The organism is Ancylomarina subtilis (assembly GCF_004217115.1).
Lineage (GTDB): Bacteria > Bacteroidota > Bacteroidia > Bacteroidales > Marinifilaceae > Ancylomarina > Ancylomarina subtilis.
Window position 1 is genome coordinate 1,387,868 of the sequence record NZ_SHKN01000001.1, and the last position, 19,132, is coordinate 1,406,999.

Genomic DNA, 19,132 nt, shown 5'->3' on the forward strand with positions numbered 1-19,132 from the left:
TAAAATAAAAACTTAAGAGTTTACGAACCATTAAATTTCCGTGACCAAATTTAATAATCTTTTCGTGAATGACGAAAAAAAATTCATTCTCTCTAGATAAACTTAACCAAATAATGTGAGAAAGTAAACAAATCAATTCATTTTATTGCGATTTGATTGATTTTTTAAAACGATCGATCATTTTTTGACCACTCTTAAGTGATCTTTTATACCACTCGAGCTTTAAATCAAGTTTTTCTTCATCAGATAGTTGCCAACTGATATCAGAACGGCGTAATGCTGAAGCTAAATGATTTAACACAAGAGAAGCCGATACAGATATATTAAAACTCTCCGTAAAACCATACATAGGGATTTTAACAAACTCATCAGCATTGTCCATCACAACATCAGATAAACCCGTCAGTTCAGTTCCAAAAAAGAAAGCGGCCTTCCCCTTGGTAAGATCAAAATCGGGCAGTAAAACATCATTGGTATGTGGTGTTGTCGCAACAATTCGATAGCCCTCACTCCTCAAATGATTAATCGCATCAAGCGTATTTTCATCTTTGGAATTATATCTTTTCAAATCAATCCATTTTGAAGACCCCATTACAACCTTAGGATTGAGCTCATACTGATTTGAGTTTTCAATAACATGTAAATCCTGCACCCCGAAACAATCACAAGATCTCATGACAGCACTTGCATTTTGAGGCTGAAATATATTTTCAAGAACAACCGTAATATAGCGGGTTCTGTCATTTACATTTTTGTCAATCAATTCAATTCGGTCTTCATTCATTACCGTTTCCAAAAATTGAATCAATTCTTGCTTTTGCTTAAAATTCATATGGCCTTAAAATTAAGAATAGCGATAATCAAAACTATCGCTATTCTAAATTTAGGTTAATTTCTAACCAAAATCATATAAAAAAAGGAGGTTAAAAGATAACCTCCTCTAAATTTCTTATTCTTAAATTATTGAATTGTGTCAACAAGCTCAGAACCTGCCTTAAATTTAATAACTTTTTTAGCTGGAATATCAATTGGCTTACCAGTTTGAGGGTTTCTTCCAGTTCTAGCTTCACGAGTTGAAACAGAGAATGAACCAAATCCGATAAGAGCTACTCTATCTTCACCTTTAAGAGCTTCAGAAGTAGTTTCGATAAAAGCATCAAGAGCTTTTTTTGCATCAGCTTTAGTTAAACCGGCTTTGTTAGCCATTGCTTCAATTAATTGAGCCTTGTTCATAATTTATAAGTTTTTTGGGTTAATAAAAATGTTTTTTTATCTGAATCACACACAAATATAACGGTTTTCTTAAGCTTTGCAAATTTCGAAGCATAAAAATTCGTTTTTTTATGATTTTAAAGTGTCAACATAATAAACCTCCACTCCCCCTATTTTCACTGGATTACAGACTAAATCGACGCATATCTTTCATCAAGTTCTTTACTCTAGTTAAACTTCAAGCTACCAATAAAGTCATTCACGACTGTACCTGAACATACACAACCGGCTCATAACCAATACAAAACAACAAATACTATTAAAAAGACCCGATTAAATTTAGACTTGCCTTATTCGATATGAGAGCAAAAAGCAGCTAAAATCGACAATCACAGTTTTTTGTTTAAACCAAGTAGCAAATCGTGTATACTCCTACAATAAGTCACCTCACCATTTTTATGAATCTCCCATTCCATTTTATCTTCCTTGAGATGAATGGAACAATCACCAGTTTTTTCACAAGTAACCTGATAACCTTCACGGGATAAAGCTCGCTGAGTCCAAAACCCCATAACGTCATTTCCGATCAACTGAACTGTTTGTTTTTTCTGGTAGTTCATTATAAAATTACCCGATTTTCTATCAAAATTAAATGACTTGTTTTTAAAGGTTTGTTCAATACTCCCAGAAAGAACTAAATCCTCAGGTGCCCCGATTTTCAAATCACTATTCTTAGACATCAACCAAATAATATCTGCGGCCTGAAGGGCCAGGTCAAGTTCATGGGTGGATAATAGTATTGCCTTATCCGTTTCTTTTGCCAGATTTCTTAAAAGCCTCATAATCTCAACCCGATTAGGCAGGTCGAGATGCGCAGTGGGTTCATCTAACATGATCAGTGGCGTATCCTGAGCTAAGGCCTTCGCAATCATCACCCGTTGGCGTTCCCCATCACTTAGCTGATTAATAAACTTATTGGCATAGGACCACAAGCCGACTTGCTCTAAAGCCCACTTTATCATCGATTCGTCTTTTTCAGACAGTCGCCCCATCCATGACGTATACGGATGTCGACCTAAAGACACAATATGGTATACAGAAAGATTACCAACTTGAAGACGTTCGGTTAAGACAATACTTAGCAAACGTGCAATCTCACCAAAATTACGTTCCCGAATAGGCACTCCCTCAACCAGCGTTTTTCCTTTCAAAGGAGCTTGTAAACCTGCTATGGTACGCATCAGAGTCGATTTCCCAGATCCATTAGGTCCCAAAAGACACACCAACTCCCCCCTTCGAATTGTCAAATTAAGATCAGACAAAAGACATAAATCCTCGCTTCTCTTTTGCTTATATCCTATCGATAAGCCATCGGTTTCCAATATGTCTTTAAAGTAATTATCAGTCACGGTCATTAAAATTTCTCAATACACAATTCAAAAACTGAATCTTCATTTTAAACTAATCTTCTAAGAAAAAGACGCTTTAACACTTCTGCTTCTCAAGATTACCCATATCACGACAGGACCTCCAAAAATTGCAGTCACCGAATTTATGGGCAAGGTCGTTTGATTTCCTGGAACTTGAGATAGGATATCACAAATCAACATCAAAACAGCACCTATGAGAACTACTGCTGGCAACAGAACCTTATGACTAGCCGTACCAAAAATAGCTCTCGCCATATGAGGAACAGCCACACCAATAAATGCTATTGGTCCCGTAAATGCCGTTAAAGTCCCAGCAACCAGAGCTGTGCTAATAATCACCCAAATTCGGGTTCTGTTTACCGAAATTCCAACACCCCGGGCATAATTCTCACCTAGCAGCAAAGCATCGAGAGGTTTTATAAGAATAAAAGACATCAACAAACCAATAATAACGACAGGTGCCATCAAATGCATCTCATTCCACGTCACACCACTAAGACTACCAAAAGTCCATACAATAAAACTTTGAAGCTGTTCGGGATCACTAAAATATTGTAATATATTAACGACTGCACCAGTAATGCTCCCAAACATGATCCCAATAATCAAGAGAGAAACACTATCGGAAATTCGGATTGAAGCCATTCCAATAATTATAAAAATGATAGAAGCTCCTGCAATAGCAGATACCACTAAAGCCCAACTTCCAAGAAAACCATAAATGGCGCCAAAAACACCTGGAAGTAAAGCCGAAGCCATTACCATTAAAGCAACCCCCAAGCTTGCACCAGAGCTAATACCTAAAACGTAAGGTCCGGCTAAAGGATTTCGAAATAAAGTTTGCATCATCAAACCCGAAACAGACAATCCCGCACCGACAAGAATTGCAGTGATTGCTTTGGGTAACCTGAAATTTAGTATTATATAATTCCATGAGGTTTTCACATCTTCCCCTGTAAGAATTGCTATAATTTTATCGGAAGGTATACTCACACTTCCCAATACAAGATCGACAACCAAAAAGACAGCTATCAAAACGATGAGGCCTACCAATAGAAATATTTTAGTCTTATTCTGCATTTCTTAATTCAATTATCTTTTCTTTCTAAAATGAACAATTCTCCTAATTCAATTTTTGGTAAAAATACAGCTCATAATCAGGAAACAACTCCGGATGCAAAATCTTAGCAACATCTTTAAGCATCAGATCCGGACGTATTACACCCGATTCAAAATAATCATTAGCTCCTTTTGCATTCTTACGCTTTGTCATAGAATAAACCTGACCATCCTTATAAGCCTGAAATAAAGTATAACGTTCATCTAAATCGGCCATCTCCTTCAAACTTCGACACTGAGCTGGTCCAAACCAAATTTTAGCCCCGGATTGTTTCTCTAAAACCACCTCGAAACTTAAGGGGATACTCCCTTGAGAGGAATCTGAAAACCAGCAATAGTCTCCTTTTGCATCTCGCAACAACTGAGCTAAATAACTTTGTCCTCCAGGCATATACCAAACGCCCTTGAAATGATATCCGGAAATAACTCCCGGCCTATTTGTCACGTGACTAATTTCCGATTTGATACTCAAGTATCGCTCCTCAAGTGTAGTAAAGAGTTTATCTGCCTTTTGCTCCTCATTAAAAAAAGCTGCTATAAACTTAGCCCACTCTGCTCGAGCTAGAAGGCTACTTTCCATCCACTCAATATTAAAAGCCACGGGCAAACCCGCATCTATCAATTTGGCTTCGTCATTTGAGATTTTCATATAGCCTGATACCATAACAAGTTCAGGCGAAATATCGACAAGTTTTTCAAAATCGAAAGCCATCCCCTGGCCGGATCCCGCACCAACAACCTCTCCTTTCTCGATTCGCTTATTTAAATCGTCACTATAGATTCTATCAGGCATGGATACAGCGACTACCTTATCAAGCACTCCAAGAAAATTCAAAATTCCAATTTGAGTATTCGACAGTGAAGCAATACTCCTAATTGGAACTTCAATAACCTGTCCATCGGATGGCAAACTCAGCTTTTGTTTTTTACCTCTGGGAATTAAATAATATTTCTGAAAAATCTCACCCTTATTCCAGGGATTCAGAACAGACAATTCTTTGTATCCATTATGCCGCTCGATTTTAAACCCCTTGGCATACTTGATTTTTGAAATAAATTGGAATGATGAATCAACCGAAACAGATTGATTTTCAGTTTTAGATTCGGTTTTCTTACTTGAAAACTGAACACAAGAGGTGACCAGAAATACACTAAATGCTATAGCTAGCATCATTAATTGACGAATACCCATTACATAAAATTAGAATGGGAAGCAGAAAAGAAGACATAACTTCTCAGTTATGATCTCGTTACTCAACTCCCGAAGTTACGAATAAAAATAAATTGAGGCAGGTCTTCTGGCTTATCCATTCAAACCCCTTCCCATTTCCTCAAATCAACTGAGATTGAAATAGTGGTTATATTGTTTGAACATACAATTCGAAAAATCGAACAGGACTTACAGCTGCGGGAACAGCTCCGGCTTTAAACCGGATTCCCTTTTAATTCCTTGCATAAGGAAACCTATTTGCTGCAAAGCTATGCAATATTTATAAAAAATAAGCAAGCCAACCTTTTTCCTTATCAAAATTGAATAGAAAAAGAGGCTATTGACAAACAATAACCTCTTCTTCGTTAGACATCTCCTTCCTTATCGGTATCTTCTTCAAGAGAGCTCTCTTTTTTCTTTCGTCCGGAATCCTTTAGAGATTTATCTATAATCCATTCAATTTGCCCATTGACACTTCGAAATTCATCAGACGCCCACTTCTCCAACTTTTTATAGATTTCCGGATTTAATCGCAAAACAAAGGATTTCTTTTTCGTCATATTCTTAAATTATTGATACAAACTACCTGTATTCAAAACAGGTGTTGCATCCTTATCAGAACAAAGCACAACCATCAAGCTACTTACCATAGTTGCTTTCTTATCTTCGTCCAATTCAATTACATCTTTTTCTTTAAGTTGCTCAAGAGCCATTTCAACCATACTGACGGCACCTTCAACAATTTTAAATCGGGCAGCAACAACTGCTGTGGCCTGCTGACGACGCAACATCGCTCCTGCAATTTCCGAAGCATATGCCAGATAGTTGATTCTAGCTTCCATCACTTCAATTCCTGCAATTTCAAGCCTTTCAGAAAGCTCTCTTTCAAGCAATTCACTCACCTCATTACCACCTGAACGCAAAGTGATCTCAGCCTGCTCATCTTCAAAATTATCATAAGGATAAGATCCGGCCATTCCTCTGATAGCAGCCTCGGATTGAATCGCAACAAAATTTGAATAATCATTGACATCAAAAGTTGCCTTAAACGTATCCCTCACACGCCATACCAAAACAACACCAATCATAATTGGATTACCAATTTTATCATTGACCTTAATCGGATCACTATCAAGATTTCGCGCTCTCAAAGATACTTTTCTCTTTGAAAAAAATGGGTTTACCCAGAAAAAACCATTTGCTTTTACAGTGCCTTTATATTCTCCAAACAAGATTAAAACAACAGACTGATTCGGATTAACAATCACAAAGCCCGGTATCATAAAAATTGCAGCCAAAATGGCAATCACAAAAGCCGGATGATGAATAACTGCCAATCCAAAAACCCCAGCTAAAATTAAAATCAGGACTGAAAAAATCATAAAGTAGCCTGAAATTGGTGAAAAACTCTTCTCTTGTTTCATAATTATATGCTTTTGATATTATTTTGATATTAAACCTAAAGAATTTATTTTAATTAAACAAGTCTTCGTTTTCGAAGAGTCTAAAAAACTAGTCTTTAAACATTAAAGATCAAATTTAATTATCAATAAAACTTATGCATGTAATACTCAAGTTATGTTCAAATACCACAGGCAAACTCGTCATAAAAATCGAATAGTTTTAATAATTTATTACACTTAGCACAAGTCATATTTTTGTTAAGTTAAAAACAACAAACTTCTTATTTAAATCAATTCGACTTGCTTTTAACAAAGAACTTGTCATCCAGACACTTAGATATATCACTACTCATAACACATTGATAATCAGCAAATGAAAATAATTTGATTTTTTTTTATTCTCTAACAGCTGATGTTTCAAGGGCTAAATCTTCTTTTTTAAAAGTCAAGTTTAAATTCATTTTTTTTACAGATTTTTTTTATCCAAATTTGCATGACCCAACAAAATCTAACCATTAAAACGACTTAAAATTCTGAACAAGAAATGAACAATAATCACTTCCAAATCTGGGAAAATTGCTTAACTGTAATTAAGGATAATGTTTCGCCAATTAGTTTTAGTACTTGGTTTCAACCGATTGTACCATTAAAATTGGAGAACGAAATTCTTACTTTACAGGTACCTAGCCATTTCTTCTACGAGTATCTGGAAGAGAAGTATATTGATCTACTTAGAAAGACTTTAAGAAAAGAACTTGGACCTAATGCTAAGTTAGAATACAACGTGGTGATGGAGAATAATCACATGGCAAATGTGAAACCTCTGTCGGTTGTTGTGCCTGGGAATAATCCGGCAAATACAAAAAACCGCCCCGTAAAAAATCCTTTCTCACAAGAGGAACCTAGCATCAAGAATCCTTTCGTTATTCCTGGTATCAAAAAATTACAAATTGATTCTCAGCTTAACCCTGATTATACTTTTGCTAATTTTATTGAAGGTGACTGCAACCGTTTAGCTCGCTCAGCAGGTTGGGCCGTTTCTGAGAATCCTGGAGGTACAGCTTTTAACCCGCTTGTATTATATGGTGATTCGGGATTGGGTAAAACTCACTTGGCTCAATCAATAGGATTAAAAGCCAAAGAGCTGCATCCTGAAAAAACGGTTTTATACGTTAGTTCTCAAAAATTCCAAACTCAGTTTACTGAAGCCATTCGTAATAATAACAAAAATGATTTCCTTCATTTCTATCAAATGATCGACATCTTAATTATTGACGATATTCAGGAATTGGCTGGTAAAGAAAAAACTCAAAATACATTTTTTCATATTTTCAATCACCTGCACCAATCAGGAAAACAATTAATTTTGACTTCTGATAAGGCTCCAATTGAATTGAAAGGAATGGAAAACCGTTTGCTTTCACGTTTCAAATGGGGATTGTCAGCAGATTTACAAAATCCTGATTACGAAACAAGAGTCCGTATTTTACAGCAAAAAGCTTATAAGGACGGGATTATTCTTGAAAGCGATGTGATTGAATATATTGCGACACACGTTACCAATAATGTTCGTGAACTGGAAGGTGCACTTATTTCACTACTGGCTCAGTCGACCCTAAATAAAAAGGAATTAAACCTTGAGCTTGCTATTGAAATCATTGATAAGTTGGTAAAGAATACGAAACGTGAAATCTCGATCGACTACATTCAAAAGATTGTTTGTGACCATTTCAATATGGCCGTTGATTTGCTTCAGGCTAAGACAAGAAAAAGAGAAATTGTTCAAGCGCGTCAAATTGCCATGTATTTTTCTAAATCAATGACTAAGGCTTCATTATCAACTATTGGTTCTCAGATTGGAAAAAAAGATCACGCCACAGTATTACATGCTTGCAAAACAGTAAACAATCTAATTGATACTGACAGAGCTTTCAAGACTCAGATTGACGAGATAAATAAAAAACTAAAAATGTAATCGCACACAGCCTTACATTTATAATATACAAAGGAGCTGTTCTAATAAGAGCAGCTCTTTTTTTAACAACTAAACTTCAAAGAATTAAAACATGATACTCATCCTTCTTGCCATATTAACCTCAACTGGAATTTTTATTTGCTTCAAAAGTTTTGAAAAGTTCAAAATTGAAATTTTGCCAGCCATAGTCATCAACTATATTATTGCTGGACTTATGAGTTACCTATTAACAGATAAATCGGTTTCGATGCAACAACTTTCAGAACAAAACTGGTTTGGTTTTGCCCTGATAATTGGGTTACTATTTATTGTTGTCTTTTTCATTATTGGTAAATCTTCGCAAAAGGCAGGCATTACAATAACAAGTCTAGCGAGTAAAATGTCTTTCATTATCCCCATCTTATTCTCAATTATATATTTCAAGGAATCAGTTACCCTAATCATGTTTATGGGATTCTTGCTGGCCATCACTTCAATTATTCTTGCCGTGTATAAACCCTCAAATAAATCAAATAAGATCAAATACATCTGGCTGCCCATATCTCTCTTTCTTGGAGCTGGACTCGTAGACAGCTTGGTTAAATATTCTCAACAAACATTTTTAAGCAATGGTGGATCAGCTGTATTCTCACTCGTCCTTTTTGCCATTGCCGCCGTCGCAGGCCTACTCTGCTTATACATTCAAAAAAGATCTCTAAAACAGTTGCTATCCATCAACACCCTTATTGGAGGAAGTATTTTGGGTATAGCTAATTTTGGCTCTCTTTATTATTTGATTGCCGCATTAAACAGTTCAGGATTTAAAAGTTCAGTTGTTTTTAGCATGGTAAACATTGGTATTGTTTCCTTATCACTTATATTTGGACTTGCTATATATAAAGAAAAGATAAGTAGGCTCAACTACTTTGGAATTGCACTGGCATTTGTCGCAATCCTTATTTTAGCCCAGTAAGTAAATTGAGACCTAATTAAACTGCTGCACCATGCAAACGGATAATTATAAAACCATTGAAACAACTTCAGAAGGAATCTACAAGGAAAAAGGAAGCAAATTTATTGCTTATGCCTTTCCGGTGACTTGTGAAGAAGATATTAAAGATGAAATTAGTCGTTTAAAAAAAGAGTATTACGATGCGCGCCATCATTGCTATGCATACATGCTGGGAGCCGATAAAAAGGACTTTCGCGCCAACGATGATGGTGAACCCTCCTCTACGGCTGGCAAGCCAATTTTAGGCCAGATTCTATCTTCTGATCTCACGAATATTCTAATTGTTGTGATTCGCTATTTTGGTGGAACAAAACTGGGCGTTAGTGGTTTGATCCACGCCTACAAAACGGCTGCTCAGGATGCCATTGCCAATGCCCAAGTCATTGAAAAAACGGTAAATGACATCTACGATATTCATTTCGATTATCTGGTTATGAATGATGTCATGAGAATTATTAAAGAAGAACAGCCTCTACAAATCGATCAGGATTTTAATCTGACCTGCAGAATAACATTAAGTATTAGACAAAGCGAAGTTGATAAGATAATTGAACGATTCAACAAGATCGATAGCGTAAAAACCAAACATCTAAGAACAGAATAAAAAAAAATCCCACTTAAAAAAGTGGGATTCTAATATCTAGTCGAATAAGCTTACCGTATATGGGAACTCCCCCATTTGGTAGAGTTTATAAACAATCTTAGCCTCATGAGCAGCATCATCCAATCCTCGATGCGCCTCAATATATCCTGTATCTCCAAAAAAGAAATCCCAGGCTTCTTCAACCTTTGGCCATTTGAATCCTCTACGTCCGTTAGCTGCAGGCAACTTCACAATGGGAGTTGACAAATGCATGGGACAATCAAGTTCCTTTATTTGAAAACCTCTGTCTTTCAAAAAACCAAAATCAAAGGCCTTATTGTAGGCTGTAACTCTATATTGATCTAATAAATCTTGAATTTCCTCTCTCTGGCTCTCTAAACTTGGAGCCTCTAAGACTTCTTCGAACTGAAGATCTGAATTCTGAAAAATCCAACCAAATCCACCTCGAGTATGCGAAGCGTTTAAACCATCTTCCTTAATTAAAGAATCGTAAACAGGCGTTACCTCTCCTGAGTCAAGATCAAGCTTAACAATTCCAATTTCAACAATCTTTCCTCCCTGATTCAAAAAACCAGTTGTTTCTATATCTAATACTAATATTTCTTTAGCCATGTTTTTATTTTAAGTGTGATAACAATGAGTCCTGTCTTAAGTAGCAAGACGAATTGAGGATTAAAAATAAGTCAATCCTATCAAAAAAACTTATTGCAACTTATCTTTTTTCGGAATAATTGGCAAGTATTCAGTTTGTACATTGCTCATCGACCGAAAAAGGTTGGTTCTAATTCGCTCATCATCACCTGCTAGCCTATCGATCAACTTATTAGTTTCTTTACGCTTTGTCACATCCTCGTGGGGACAACGTTCCTTTTCCAGCACAAAATTACTAATACGGCTATATTCCCGCATTTCTTCATTTCTAAGATATATCAATGGTCGGATCAAAATAATATTTCCCTGAAACATGCTCAGCTTAGCCGGCATACTGCACACCGCTCCCTGATACATCATATTCATCAGTAGGGTTTCCAAAGCGTCATCCATATGATGCCCCAAAGCAAGCTTGTTGCACTTTAACTCATCTGTCATTTTAAAAAGAGTCGTTCTTCTGTGCCACGAACAACGAAAACAGGCAGGTTTTTTACTTGGACGTTCAAAATCGACATTGATATCCCGATATACCATAGGAACATCCAACTTTCGACAAAATTCATCTAAAAAATCCTTGTCAACTTGATAAGGAAGCTCCAAAACATTGATGTGAACAGCAATAACTTCGAAATTTTGCTTTTTGAACTTACGTCGGAGAGCAAGCAATTCGAGCAATGCAAGAGAATCTTTCCCTCCTGAAACACCGACCATAATTCGGTCACCATCCTCAATCAATTCAAAATCACTAATTGCTTTACCCATTCGTTTAGCAACTTTTCGCTGAAAAAAAATATCCCTCTTTTCCTCATCTGTTTTTGGCCTTTTCACACTCTCCATAATCCTTGAATTTAAGATTGCCAAAAATAACAGAATCTGAAGATGATAGCGCTAAAAAAAACAATTTAAAATGAGTTAGGATAATACGTAAGCATATCTGTTGTGACTGGCTGATTATTGAGAAATTAAAATTACTTTTGCCGAATGCAAGCAAACAAGATAAACACCCAGGAGATTTTAAAAAAGATAGGCATCAAAGCCTTAAAACCAATGCAGGAAGACTGCATTAAAGCCTGGAAAGATTATAACGACATTATCCTTCTTTCACCAACAGGATCAGGTAAAACCCTCGCTTTTTTACTTCCTCTACTCAATCAAATCGATGAAAACAAAAAGGGAGTTCAAGCTCTGGTACTTGCCCCTTCGAGAGAACTGGCCATACAGATAGAATCTGTGTTTAAAAGTCTTGCCACGCCATTCAAAGTTAATTGTTGCTATGGCGGGCATGCCATGAAAATTGAAAAAAACAGTTTAGCAACACCGCCTGCCGTTCTAATTGGGACACCTGGTCGTATTGCCGACCATCTCCGTCGCGAGAACTTTTCGCCTGATAGCATCAACACCATTATTCTGGATGAATTTGATAAATCTCTGGAACTTGGTTTCCATAGAGAAATGGGCGAAATTATTGAGCAACTGGAATTTATAGAAAAACGCATCCTTACTTCAGCAACAAAAAGCGAGAGCATACCTGAATTCACAGGAGTCAAAAATCCTTTTGAGATCAATTATTTGGTTGATGAACCCAAACAATCTCTAACAGAGAAAATCGTTCGTGCCGATGGTAAAGATAAATTAGCAGCCCTATTCAATTTAATCTGCCATAATGGGAATGAAGCCACATTGGTTTTTTGTAATCATCGCGATACGGTTGATCGAATCAGTGACTTATTAAAGGATTCTCACTTGCAACACGACACCTTTCATGGGGGATTAAAGCAAGAAGAACGTGAAAAAGCATTGATTAAATTCAGAAACGGATCTCATTCCATTTTAATCACCACTGATTTAGCATCCAGAGGGCTTGATATCCCTTCAATCAAACATGTGATACATTATCAGTTGCCAACAACTTCAGACGCTTATATTCACCGAAATGGACGTACAGCAAGAATGGATGCATCAGGTTGTTCTTACTTTATTTTGTCAGAGAGCGATTATCTACCTGAATTCATCAGTCAAAATATAGAAGAAATGGTTATTCCTGATAATATCACATTACCTGAAGATCCGGAATGGCTAACCATCTATATTGATGCCGGCAAAAAGGACAAGATTAATAAGATGGATATCGTCGGTTTCTTCATGAAAAAAGGGGAACTCGGGAAAGATGAATTAGGAAAGGTCGAAGTCTTAGATCATGCCTCATTTGTCGCTGTTAAACGCAAGTTGGCAACCCAACTTCTTAAAAAACTCAAAAACGAACGCATTAAGAAAAAGAAAGTGAAGATGGCGGTGAGTTATTAATCTCATCATTCGTAAAAACAAAACCCAAGTCCGGTGTGGAATTGGGTTTTGTTCTAAATTAAGAATAATAAACCTAAGATTTCATATTTAGATAGTTATAGTAATTGAAAACCTTTGAAAGGTCTTCACTATTTGATCTTTTTAATTTATTCGTCTTCATAAACTTCTTAATTTCATCTTTTTGATCACCAAACACATTAAAAAAATCTGATTTAGATCTTGGAAGAAGAGAAGCAGGGCCTTCACTTTCTTTAAGATAAAATTGAGTTGTTATCACATATGAGTCATCAGTAGGTTCTTCAAAGCTGCTAACTTGTTTTTTACCTCTCACAAACCTACAATTATACTTCTGTAACAACACAAAGCCCTTTGAACTCAAAACCTCGAAATAAGCTGATTCTAAATTATTGGAATCATAGTATTGGGTATATATAAAACATTTATTATCTAATCTAACTGAGTCTATTAATTCTGGCTTATTAATACTAAAAGTATCTTTTTCATTAGTAAATTCAAATTCTTGATTTAACACACAATATCTCAATTGTAAATTCTTTATTTCAACCTTGGGTTTGGCATATATCACCCCCTTTTTCCATTCATTAGATAAATAATAACCTTCGGCTACATGTTTCGCTTCACCTCTTTTAACACGGTCTATATTATTAGCAAATTTGTTAAAATAAGTTTGCTGCCCCTGAATACTTGTACTCCTCTGTGCAATTACATAATTGTGGCAAATAATACTGTTCACAAATAAGAATATAAAACCTACAAAACTCTTATTAATTCTCATAATATTTAGGATTAAAAGATTACATGAAATGTATTTAACATCTTGAAGTTAAATAAAAAATAAACACTCCCCCTCATTTGAATTGAAATATTCTAAAACAGATAAATAAAAAAAGAGCTGAACACATGTTCAGCTCTTTAAATATTAATTGAATTACAATTAGTTTACATCCCACCAAAGTTTAGATGTAATCTCATCACCATCAGCAAGTTTAGCTACGGCTGCCTTGTAATTTGCAGCATTTAATGTAGATTCCTGACTTGGATATTCCATTCTATATGGAATATCTGTAACAGCTGAATTTATTGGCTCAAAGGTGTAATTAAAGGTCTCAACAGTACCTTCACCATCAGTAACAACATTCATAGAATATGAGCTACCAGGCAAATTTAAAGTTGTTGGATAACCTGTTCTTCTATAGTTACACCAAGCAGTATTGCCGTCCATATAAAGAGCAACATATTTCTGGGTCATAACATTCTCTGCTGAAGCAGCAGGTAGTGCAGCAACAAAAGCATCTCTGTCAGCAGCTGCAACACCCCATTGATCCATAGAAGCTTTAACACCATTCTCATATTGAGTTTGATCCCAAGCGTTATTTTCTGACAACAAGAAAGCAACCTCTGCATAAGTCATCAAAGATTCCACTCCAACTTGCCATATAGTTCCGCTACCATCTGTTGCAATAATATCATATCCAGGAAGTGATTCCCACTTAAATGCAACAGACGTATTGTTTGAAACACCATTAGGAACACCTACATAATTCCCAAATTGGTTAGGCTGCGCATACTTTTCCAAACGAGGGTCTGCACCATAACTACCACGAGAACCATCTAATAACTCCACAAAACAACTGGTTACTGCAAAGTCATTTCTGGTTTCAAAAGCTACCATCATTGGTGACCCATTTGTTTGATTAGCCTCGAATGCTAGAACAGCGTTATCATCATTTGATGTAAATACGCCGTCAGCAATTGCATCATCAATGTGAGCCTGAGCAGCTGGATAAACACCTAAAATTTTAGTTGCAATTCTTAGACGTAAAGAGTTTGCAAACTTTTTCCACATTGCAGCATCCCCACCATAGATTGGATCACCTGAAGAGAAAACAATTTCTGATGTTTCAAGCATATCTGCAGCTTCAGATAACTGCTTCAATAAATCAGGATAAATTTTTGATTGCGGAGCATAAACAGGTGCAAACACCTCATTATCCATATCTAAAGCCTGAAAGTCAGCATCTTCAGTCGAATATGACCAATAAGGAATATCACCCCAGCTATCTGCCATAAAATTGAAAGACCACGCCATCATAATACGAGCTGCAGCAATTTGATTTGCATTAGATCCGTATTTAGACATTTCAACCTTTAAATTCTCATCCTCATTAAATTGAATCACTTTACGGAAGTTTTCCAAATTGATATAAAAATCTTCCCAAGTTTCTCTCATCGACTCACGATACTGATAACGATCCTCTTCAGTATACTCAGTCTGAGCCCAATATTGCATTGTACCAAGAGTAAATCGGCCATGAAACCATTCATCTCTTGAATCATCCACCATTTCCTTAACGGCATCGTTAAAAATAGAAAATGTTGGTGGAACTGCAGCTTCATTCGGATTATCCTCGTAATTAAGATCACAAGCTCCAAATCCAAGCAGCATCATTAAAATATATAATAAGTTCTTTTTCATAATTTTGCTTTTTTTAGAATCCTAATTTTAAATTAAACCCATACGTTCTGGTGTTTGGAATAAATCCACCTTCAATACCTTGTACGTTACCAGAACCACCGACTGAAGTTTCAGGATCAAATCCTTTTTTATCCAATCCACCAGTCCATAAGTTCTTTCCATAAACTGACACTTTTAGTGATCTTAGAGGACCAATTTTTGCCTTAGGAAAAGTATAGCCTAAAGTAACCTCTCTTAATTTGATGTAATCTGCATCAAACATATTCTGAGCACTAGGAGTTCCATAAGCATGGTAGACTCTGTGAGAATAACCTTGTCCGCTAACGTACTTGTTATTTTCTGCTGTATTAGTTACTGTGTAGTTTCCATCAGCATCATAAGTTACAGTTCCGGTAACACCACCTAGGTTAATACCACCACCATTAGCTACAGACTCTCTGATACTAACACCTTTATCATTATCAGCAGCAGACGCTTCAAGCATACCTGAGTACATCCCCCACATATGAGTTAAAGAAAACCATTTACCACCTTTTTGTACATCAACTAAGAAACTGAAGTCAAAATTCTTATATGTTAAAGAGTTACGGATACCGATATTGTAATCAGGTAACACAGATCCTATAGGCACTAGATTATCAGTAGCTAGATAATAACCATTGTCATCAACAACTTTATTCCCAGCATTATCATAAATATAATCATATCCCCAAAGCATACCGTAAGTATCACCTACACCTGCTCTTAAATATGCGCCACTAAAAGGAGCTCTTTGAATATCAATAGCCTTAATATCTTTATAGAGCTCAGTTAGTTTATTATCAATTTTTGAATAATTCAAATTAATATCCCATGAAAAATTATTAATTTGAACAGGAGTCGCATGCAAAGAAATCTCAATCCCTTTATTCTCCATTTCACCAGCATTAATATACTTACTTGAATAACCTGCTGCCTTAGAAACCTCTAAAGGTATGATCTGATCCGTTGTAACATTCTTGAAATAAGTCATATCAAAACCAAATCGGTTCTGCAAAAAGTTCATTTCTAAACCAATTTCATACGAAGTCGTTGTTTCTGACTTCAACTCTGAATTCAAGAAATCTTCATTAGTATTGGTTCTAGGAGCTCCTCCAAATGGACCATCAGCATTGTATTCAAATGTGTTTACAACTCGATAAGGATCAGTATCGTTACCAACTTGAGCCCAACCCAATCTTAATTTACCATAATCCATCCAAGTTGCATCAAATAGTTCTGAAAACACAAAACTTGATGAAATTGAAGGGTAGAAATAGGAATTTTCATTCTCTGGCAAAGTAGAAGACCAGTCATTACGTGCTGTTACATCAACAAATAAGAAATTCTTAAATCCAAATGATGCACTAGCAAATACAGAATTAGTTTTCTTTACAGAATGGAAATCATTAATTGAAACATTTCCCATTGAATTCATTAAATTGTAAATACCCGGTACCACAAGGCCACCAGAAGTTTCACCTCTCAACAAGTTAAATTTGTTTCGACGGGCATTCGCACCAACCATAGCAGTAATGTTATAGTCTTCATTAAAACGCTTATTAAAATTCAAAGTAAATTCATAATTGAACTCTGAATTATTACGTTTTGCTTCATAATAGCGAGAAGTTGACTGAGATCCAACAGCAGTACGCTCACGAATATCAAATGCATATGTATCACCATAAACACTTGCCTTAGCAACCAATCCCTTCATGATTTCATAATCAATAGAAACATTCCCGAAGAAACGATCACGCTCGTCATCATTAAAATTCTCATTGATGATCCAATATGCATTATCAGCATATTTAGGAGTACCATTACTATACGATTTACGGTTCCAAGTTCTTTGAGTACCGTCATTATTCTTGTACTTACTCAATCGTTTCATATCCAATTGACGCTGTCCCCACTGGAAGAACTTTTGAGAAAATGAATTATCATCATATCCAAAAGTTGGACGTCCTGAAGTTTCTGAGCGCACATAATTAATAGATGCCTTCGCATTGAATTTATCTAAAAATTTGGTATTCCCTGTGATAGCAAAATTATGCTTATCATATTCAGACGTAGGCACAATACCTTCAGTATGTGTATTTGTATATGAAAATCTCACTCCATATTCTTTACCAGTACGTGCTACCGCTACAGAATTCACATACGAAACACCTGTATCAAAGAAATCTTTCACATCATTCTTAGGTGCAACCCAAGCACGTGGCTTTAAATAGTCATTAGGAAAACTCTCTTTATCAAAGGCATCCCAATGTAAAACTTTAATACTTGGATCGTAAGCTGGTCCCCAAGATTCATCTACAGCATATTGAGGAACCAAATAGTTGTTACCTTCGATAGTTACTTGCTCAAATCCATTAACACCACCGTCTTCATCATCTATAATAGCACCACCACCATATCTTCTCTGTAATGCTGGTAAATCACCTATTTTCTCAATAGAAATTGAAGAACTGAAGTCAACTTTAATGTCATCTTTTCCAGCTTTCGCATTTTTAGTATTTATAATAATAACACCATTGGCAGCACGTGAACCATAAATCGCAGCAGCAGCTCCCTTAAGCACGGACATATTCTCGATATCATCAGGGTTGATATCGTTCATCATATTACCGTAGTCAACTCCACCAAAACCAGCTTGAGCATTGGCCGAGTTAAAGTTAGAGTTATCCATAGGAATACCATCAACTACAATCAAAGGTTGATTTTCACCAAAAATAGAGTTGGCACCACGAATCAAAATACGTTTTGATCCTGCAAAATTAGAAGAAGCAGATACCTGTACACCAGAAACCTTACCTGACAATGCAGAAAGGGCATCTGATTGTTGCACCTGATTTAAATCATCAGCACCAACTTCCTGAACAGCATAACCAAGAGCTTTCTTCTCTCTTGTTACACCCAATGCAGTAACTACAACCTCATCCATACCAATAGATTCAGTTTCAAGAACTACATTAACTACAGTCTTATTACCAACTGTAATTTCTTGAGTTACCATACCTACAAAACTAAAAACAAGAACATCACTTGCTGAAGCTTCAAGGCTGTATTTTCCGTCAATATCAGTACTAGCACCAATAGTGGTACCTTTGACAACAACAGATACACCAGGCATTCCTAGCCCGTCATCAGCACTTGTCACAGTACCGGAGATTTGCTTGCTTTGCGCAGTCACTATTTGGGTTCCCACTAAAAGTAGAAAGACAAATAGTCCAATAATTTTTTTCATAAATAAATCTTTTTAGTTAGTAATTAAGTAAAGATGCAAATGGTTTAATGGTAATAATCGATGCTAAATTTAATACTTATAATGGATTTAACAAATATTAACACCCCTTTAACACATACTAACATTTATGATTTTTGTCAGTTTAGCTATTACAATCCAAAAAATAATTATCTCCTTATAAACAAACAATCAGAATTATATACCTTTTTTATATTTTAAAAATCAAGTCAATAGAGACCAACTATTGTATATACCCATATCAACCACTTCACTAATCATATTTTTATAGCAACAGCTATTTACATGAAATATAAATAACACACCTAAAATCAGACAAACCAAACAAATTAGCCTACAAAAGAGATCTATTATTCAACAAACACATTTCTCAGCAATATATACTTCTATCTAGCTGGCTATTTATTCTAATATTAAGGTTATATCAGTAAATAAAAAAAAGGGATGACT

The 19,132-nt window shown here is 35.8% G+C and carries 16 protein-coding genes and 1 riboswitch; of the genes, 4 read left to right on the forward strand and 12 right to left on the reverse strand.

Annotated features, from left to right (window positions below; all coding sequences use genetic code 11):
* Nucleotides 1-142 precede the first annotated feature (142 nt).
* The 7 genes from EV201_RS05620 to EV201_RS05650 all read right to left on the reverse strand — a co-directional run bounded on the left by EV201_RS05620 (nt 143) and on the right by EV201_RS05650 (nt 6,395).
* A complete protein-coding gene (locus EV201_RS05620; protein ID WP_130306425.1) occupies nt 143-832 on the reverse strand; it encodes a TrmH family RNA methyltransferase in 690 nt (229 codons plus the stop codon).
* A gap of 128 nt (nt 833-960) precedes the next feature.
* Nucleotides 961-1,233, reverse strand: a complete 273-nt coding sequence (locus EV201_RS05625) for an HU family DNA-binding protein (protein WP_130306427.1) — start codon at nt 1,231-1,233, stop codon at nt 961-963.
* A 368-nt stretch (nt 1,234-1,601) separates the two neighbouring features.
* The gene (locus tag EV201_RS05630) at nt 1,602-2,621 is read right to left on the reverse strand and encodes an ABC transporter ATP-binding protein (protein WP_165389598.1); all 1,020 of its coding nucleotides are present in this window, start codon (nt 2,619-2,621) and stop codon (nt 1,602-1,604) included.
* Nucleotides 2,622-2,681: 60 nt separating this feature from the next.
* On the reverse strand, nt 2,682-3,722 hold the full coding sequence (locus EV201_RS05635; protein WP_130306431.1) for a FecCD family ABC transporter permease: 1,041 nt from the start codon (nt 3,720-3,722) through the stop codon (nt 2,682-2,684).
* 43 nt (nt 3,723-3,765) lie between these two features.
* A complete protein-coding gene (locus tag EV201_RS05640; protein WP_130306433.1) occupies nt 3,766-4,953 on the reverse strand; it encodes an ABC transporter substrate-binding protein in 1,188 nt (395 codons plus the stop codon).
* A gap of 79 nt (nt 4,954-5,032) precedes the next feature.
* Nucleotides 5,033-5,244: riboswitch (cobalamin riboswitch) on the reverse strand.
* Nucleotides 5,245-5,336: 92 nt separating this feature from the next.
* Nucleotides 5,337-5,531 (reverse strand): type II toxin-antitoxin system antitoxin, encoded by a 195-nt coding sequence (locus EV201_RS05645; RefSeq protein ID WP_130306435.1) that lies wholly within the window; start codon nt 5,529-5,531, stop codon nt 5,337-5,339.
* A gap of 9 nt (nt 5,532-5,540) precedes the next feature.
* Entirely contained in the window at nt 5,541-6,395 is an 855-nt protein-coding gene (locus EV201_RS05650; RefSeq protein WP_130306437.1) for an SPFH domain-containing protein, read from the reverse strand.
* Nucleotides 6,396-6,918: 523 nt separating this feature from the next.
* On the opposite strand from EV201_RS05650, the gene dnaA reads away from it, so the two are divergent.
* From dnaA to EV201_RS05665, 3 genes are all read left to right on the forward strand, one after another.
* Nucleotides 6,919-8,349, forward strand: coding sequence for a chromosomal replication initiator protein DnaA (dnaA, locus tag EV201_RS05655; protein WP_130306439.1), 1,431 nt, complete (start codon nt 6,919-6,921; stop codon nt 8,347-8,349).
* Between the two features lie 91 nt (nt 8,350-8,440).
* Entirely contained in the window at nt 8,441-9,301 is an 861-nt protein-coding gene (locus tag EV201_RS05660; protein WP_130306441.1) for a hypothetical protein, read from the forward strand.
* 31 nt (nt 9,302-9,332) lie between these two features.
* Nucleotides 9,333-9,944: an IMPACT family protein gene (locus EV201_RS05665; protein ID WP_130306443.1), complete on the forward strand. Its 612-nt coding sequence runs from the start codon at nt 9,333-9,335 to the stop codon at nt 9,942-9,944.
* A 36-nt stretch (nt 9,945-9,980) separates the two neighbouring features.
* Here EV201_RS05665 and EV201_RS05670 read toward each other — a convergent pair whose 3' ends face one another.
* Both EV201_RS05670 and EV201_RS05675 read right to left on the reverse strand, forming a co-directional pair.
* A complete protein-coding gene (locus EV201_RS05670) occupies nt 9,981-10,556 on the reverse strand; it encodes a 3'-5' exonuclease (protein WP_130306445.1) in 576 nt (191 codons plus the stop codon).
* A 90-nt stretch (nt 10,557-10,646) separates the two neighbouring features.
* Nucleotides 10,647-11,432 (reverse strand): tRNA 2-thiocytidine biosynthesis TtcA family protein, encoded by a 786-nt coding sequence (locus EV201_RS05675; protein WP_130306446.1) that lies wholly within the window; start codon nt 11,430-11,432, stop codon nt 10,647-10,649.
* 144 nt (nt 11,433-11,576) lie between these two features.
* On the opposite strand from EV201_RS05675, the gene EV201_RS05680 reads away from it, so the two are divergent.
* Nucleotides 11,577-12,899 carry a DEAD/DEAH box helicase gene (locus EV201_RS05680; protein ID WP_207224399.1) on the forward strand — a complete coding sequence of 441 codons (1,323 nt, stop codon included), beginning with the start codon at nt 11,577-11,579 and terminating at the stop codon, nt 12,897-12,899.
* A 73-nt stretch (nt 12,900-12,972) separates the two neighbouring features.
* Here the strand turns inward: EV201_RS05680 and EV201_RS05685 are convergent, their stop codons facing one another.
* From EV201_RS05685 to EV201_RS05695, 3 genes are all read right to left on the reverse strand, one after another.
* Nucleotides 12,973-13,695 carry a hypothetical protein gene (locus tag EV201_RS05685; RefSeq protein WP_130306448.1) on the reverse strand — a complete coding sequence of 241 codons (723 nt, stop codon included), beginning with the start codon at nt 13,693-13,695 and terminating at the stop codon, nt 12,973-12,975.
* A gap of 159 nt (nt 13,696-13,854) precedes the next feature.
* Entirely contained in the window at nt 13,855-15,396 is a 1,542-nt protein-coding gene (locus tag EV201_RS05690) for a SusD/RagB family nutrient-binding outer membrane lipoprotein (protein ID WP_130306450.1), read from the reverse strand.
* A 13-nt stretch (nt 15,397-15,409) separates the two neighbouring features.
* Nucleotides 15,410-18,664 carry a SusC/RagA family TonB-linked outer membrane protein gene (locus EV201_RS05695; protein ID WP_130306452.1) on the reverse strand — a complete coding sequence of 1,085 codons (3,255 nt, stop codon included), beginning with the start codon at nt 18,662-18,664 and terminating at the stop codon, nt 15,410-15,412.
* Nucleotides 18,665-19,132 lie beyond the last annotated feature (468 nt).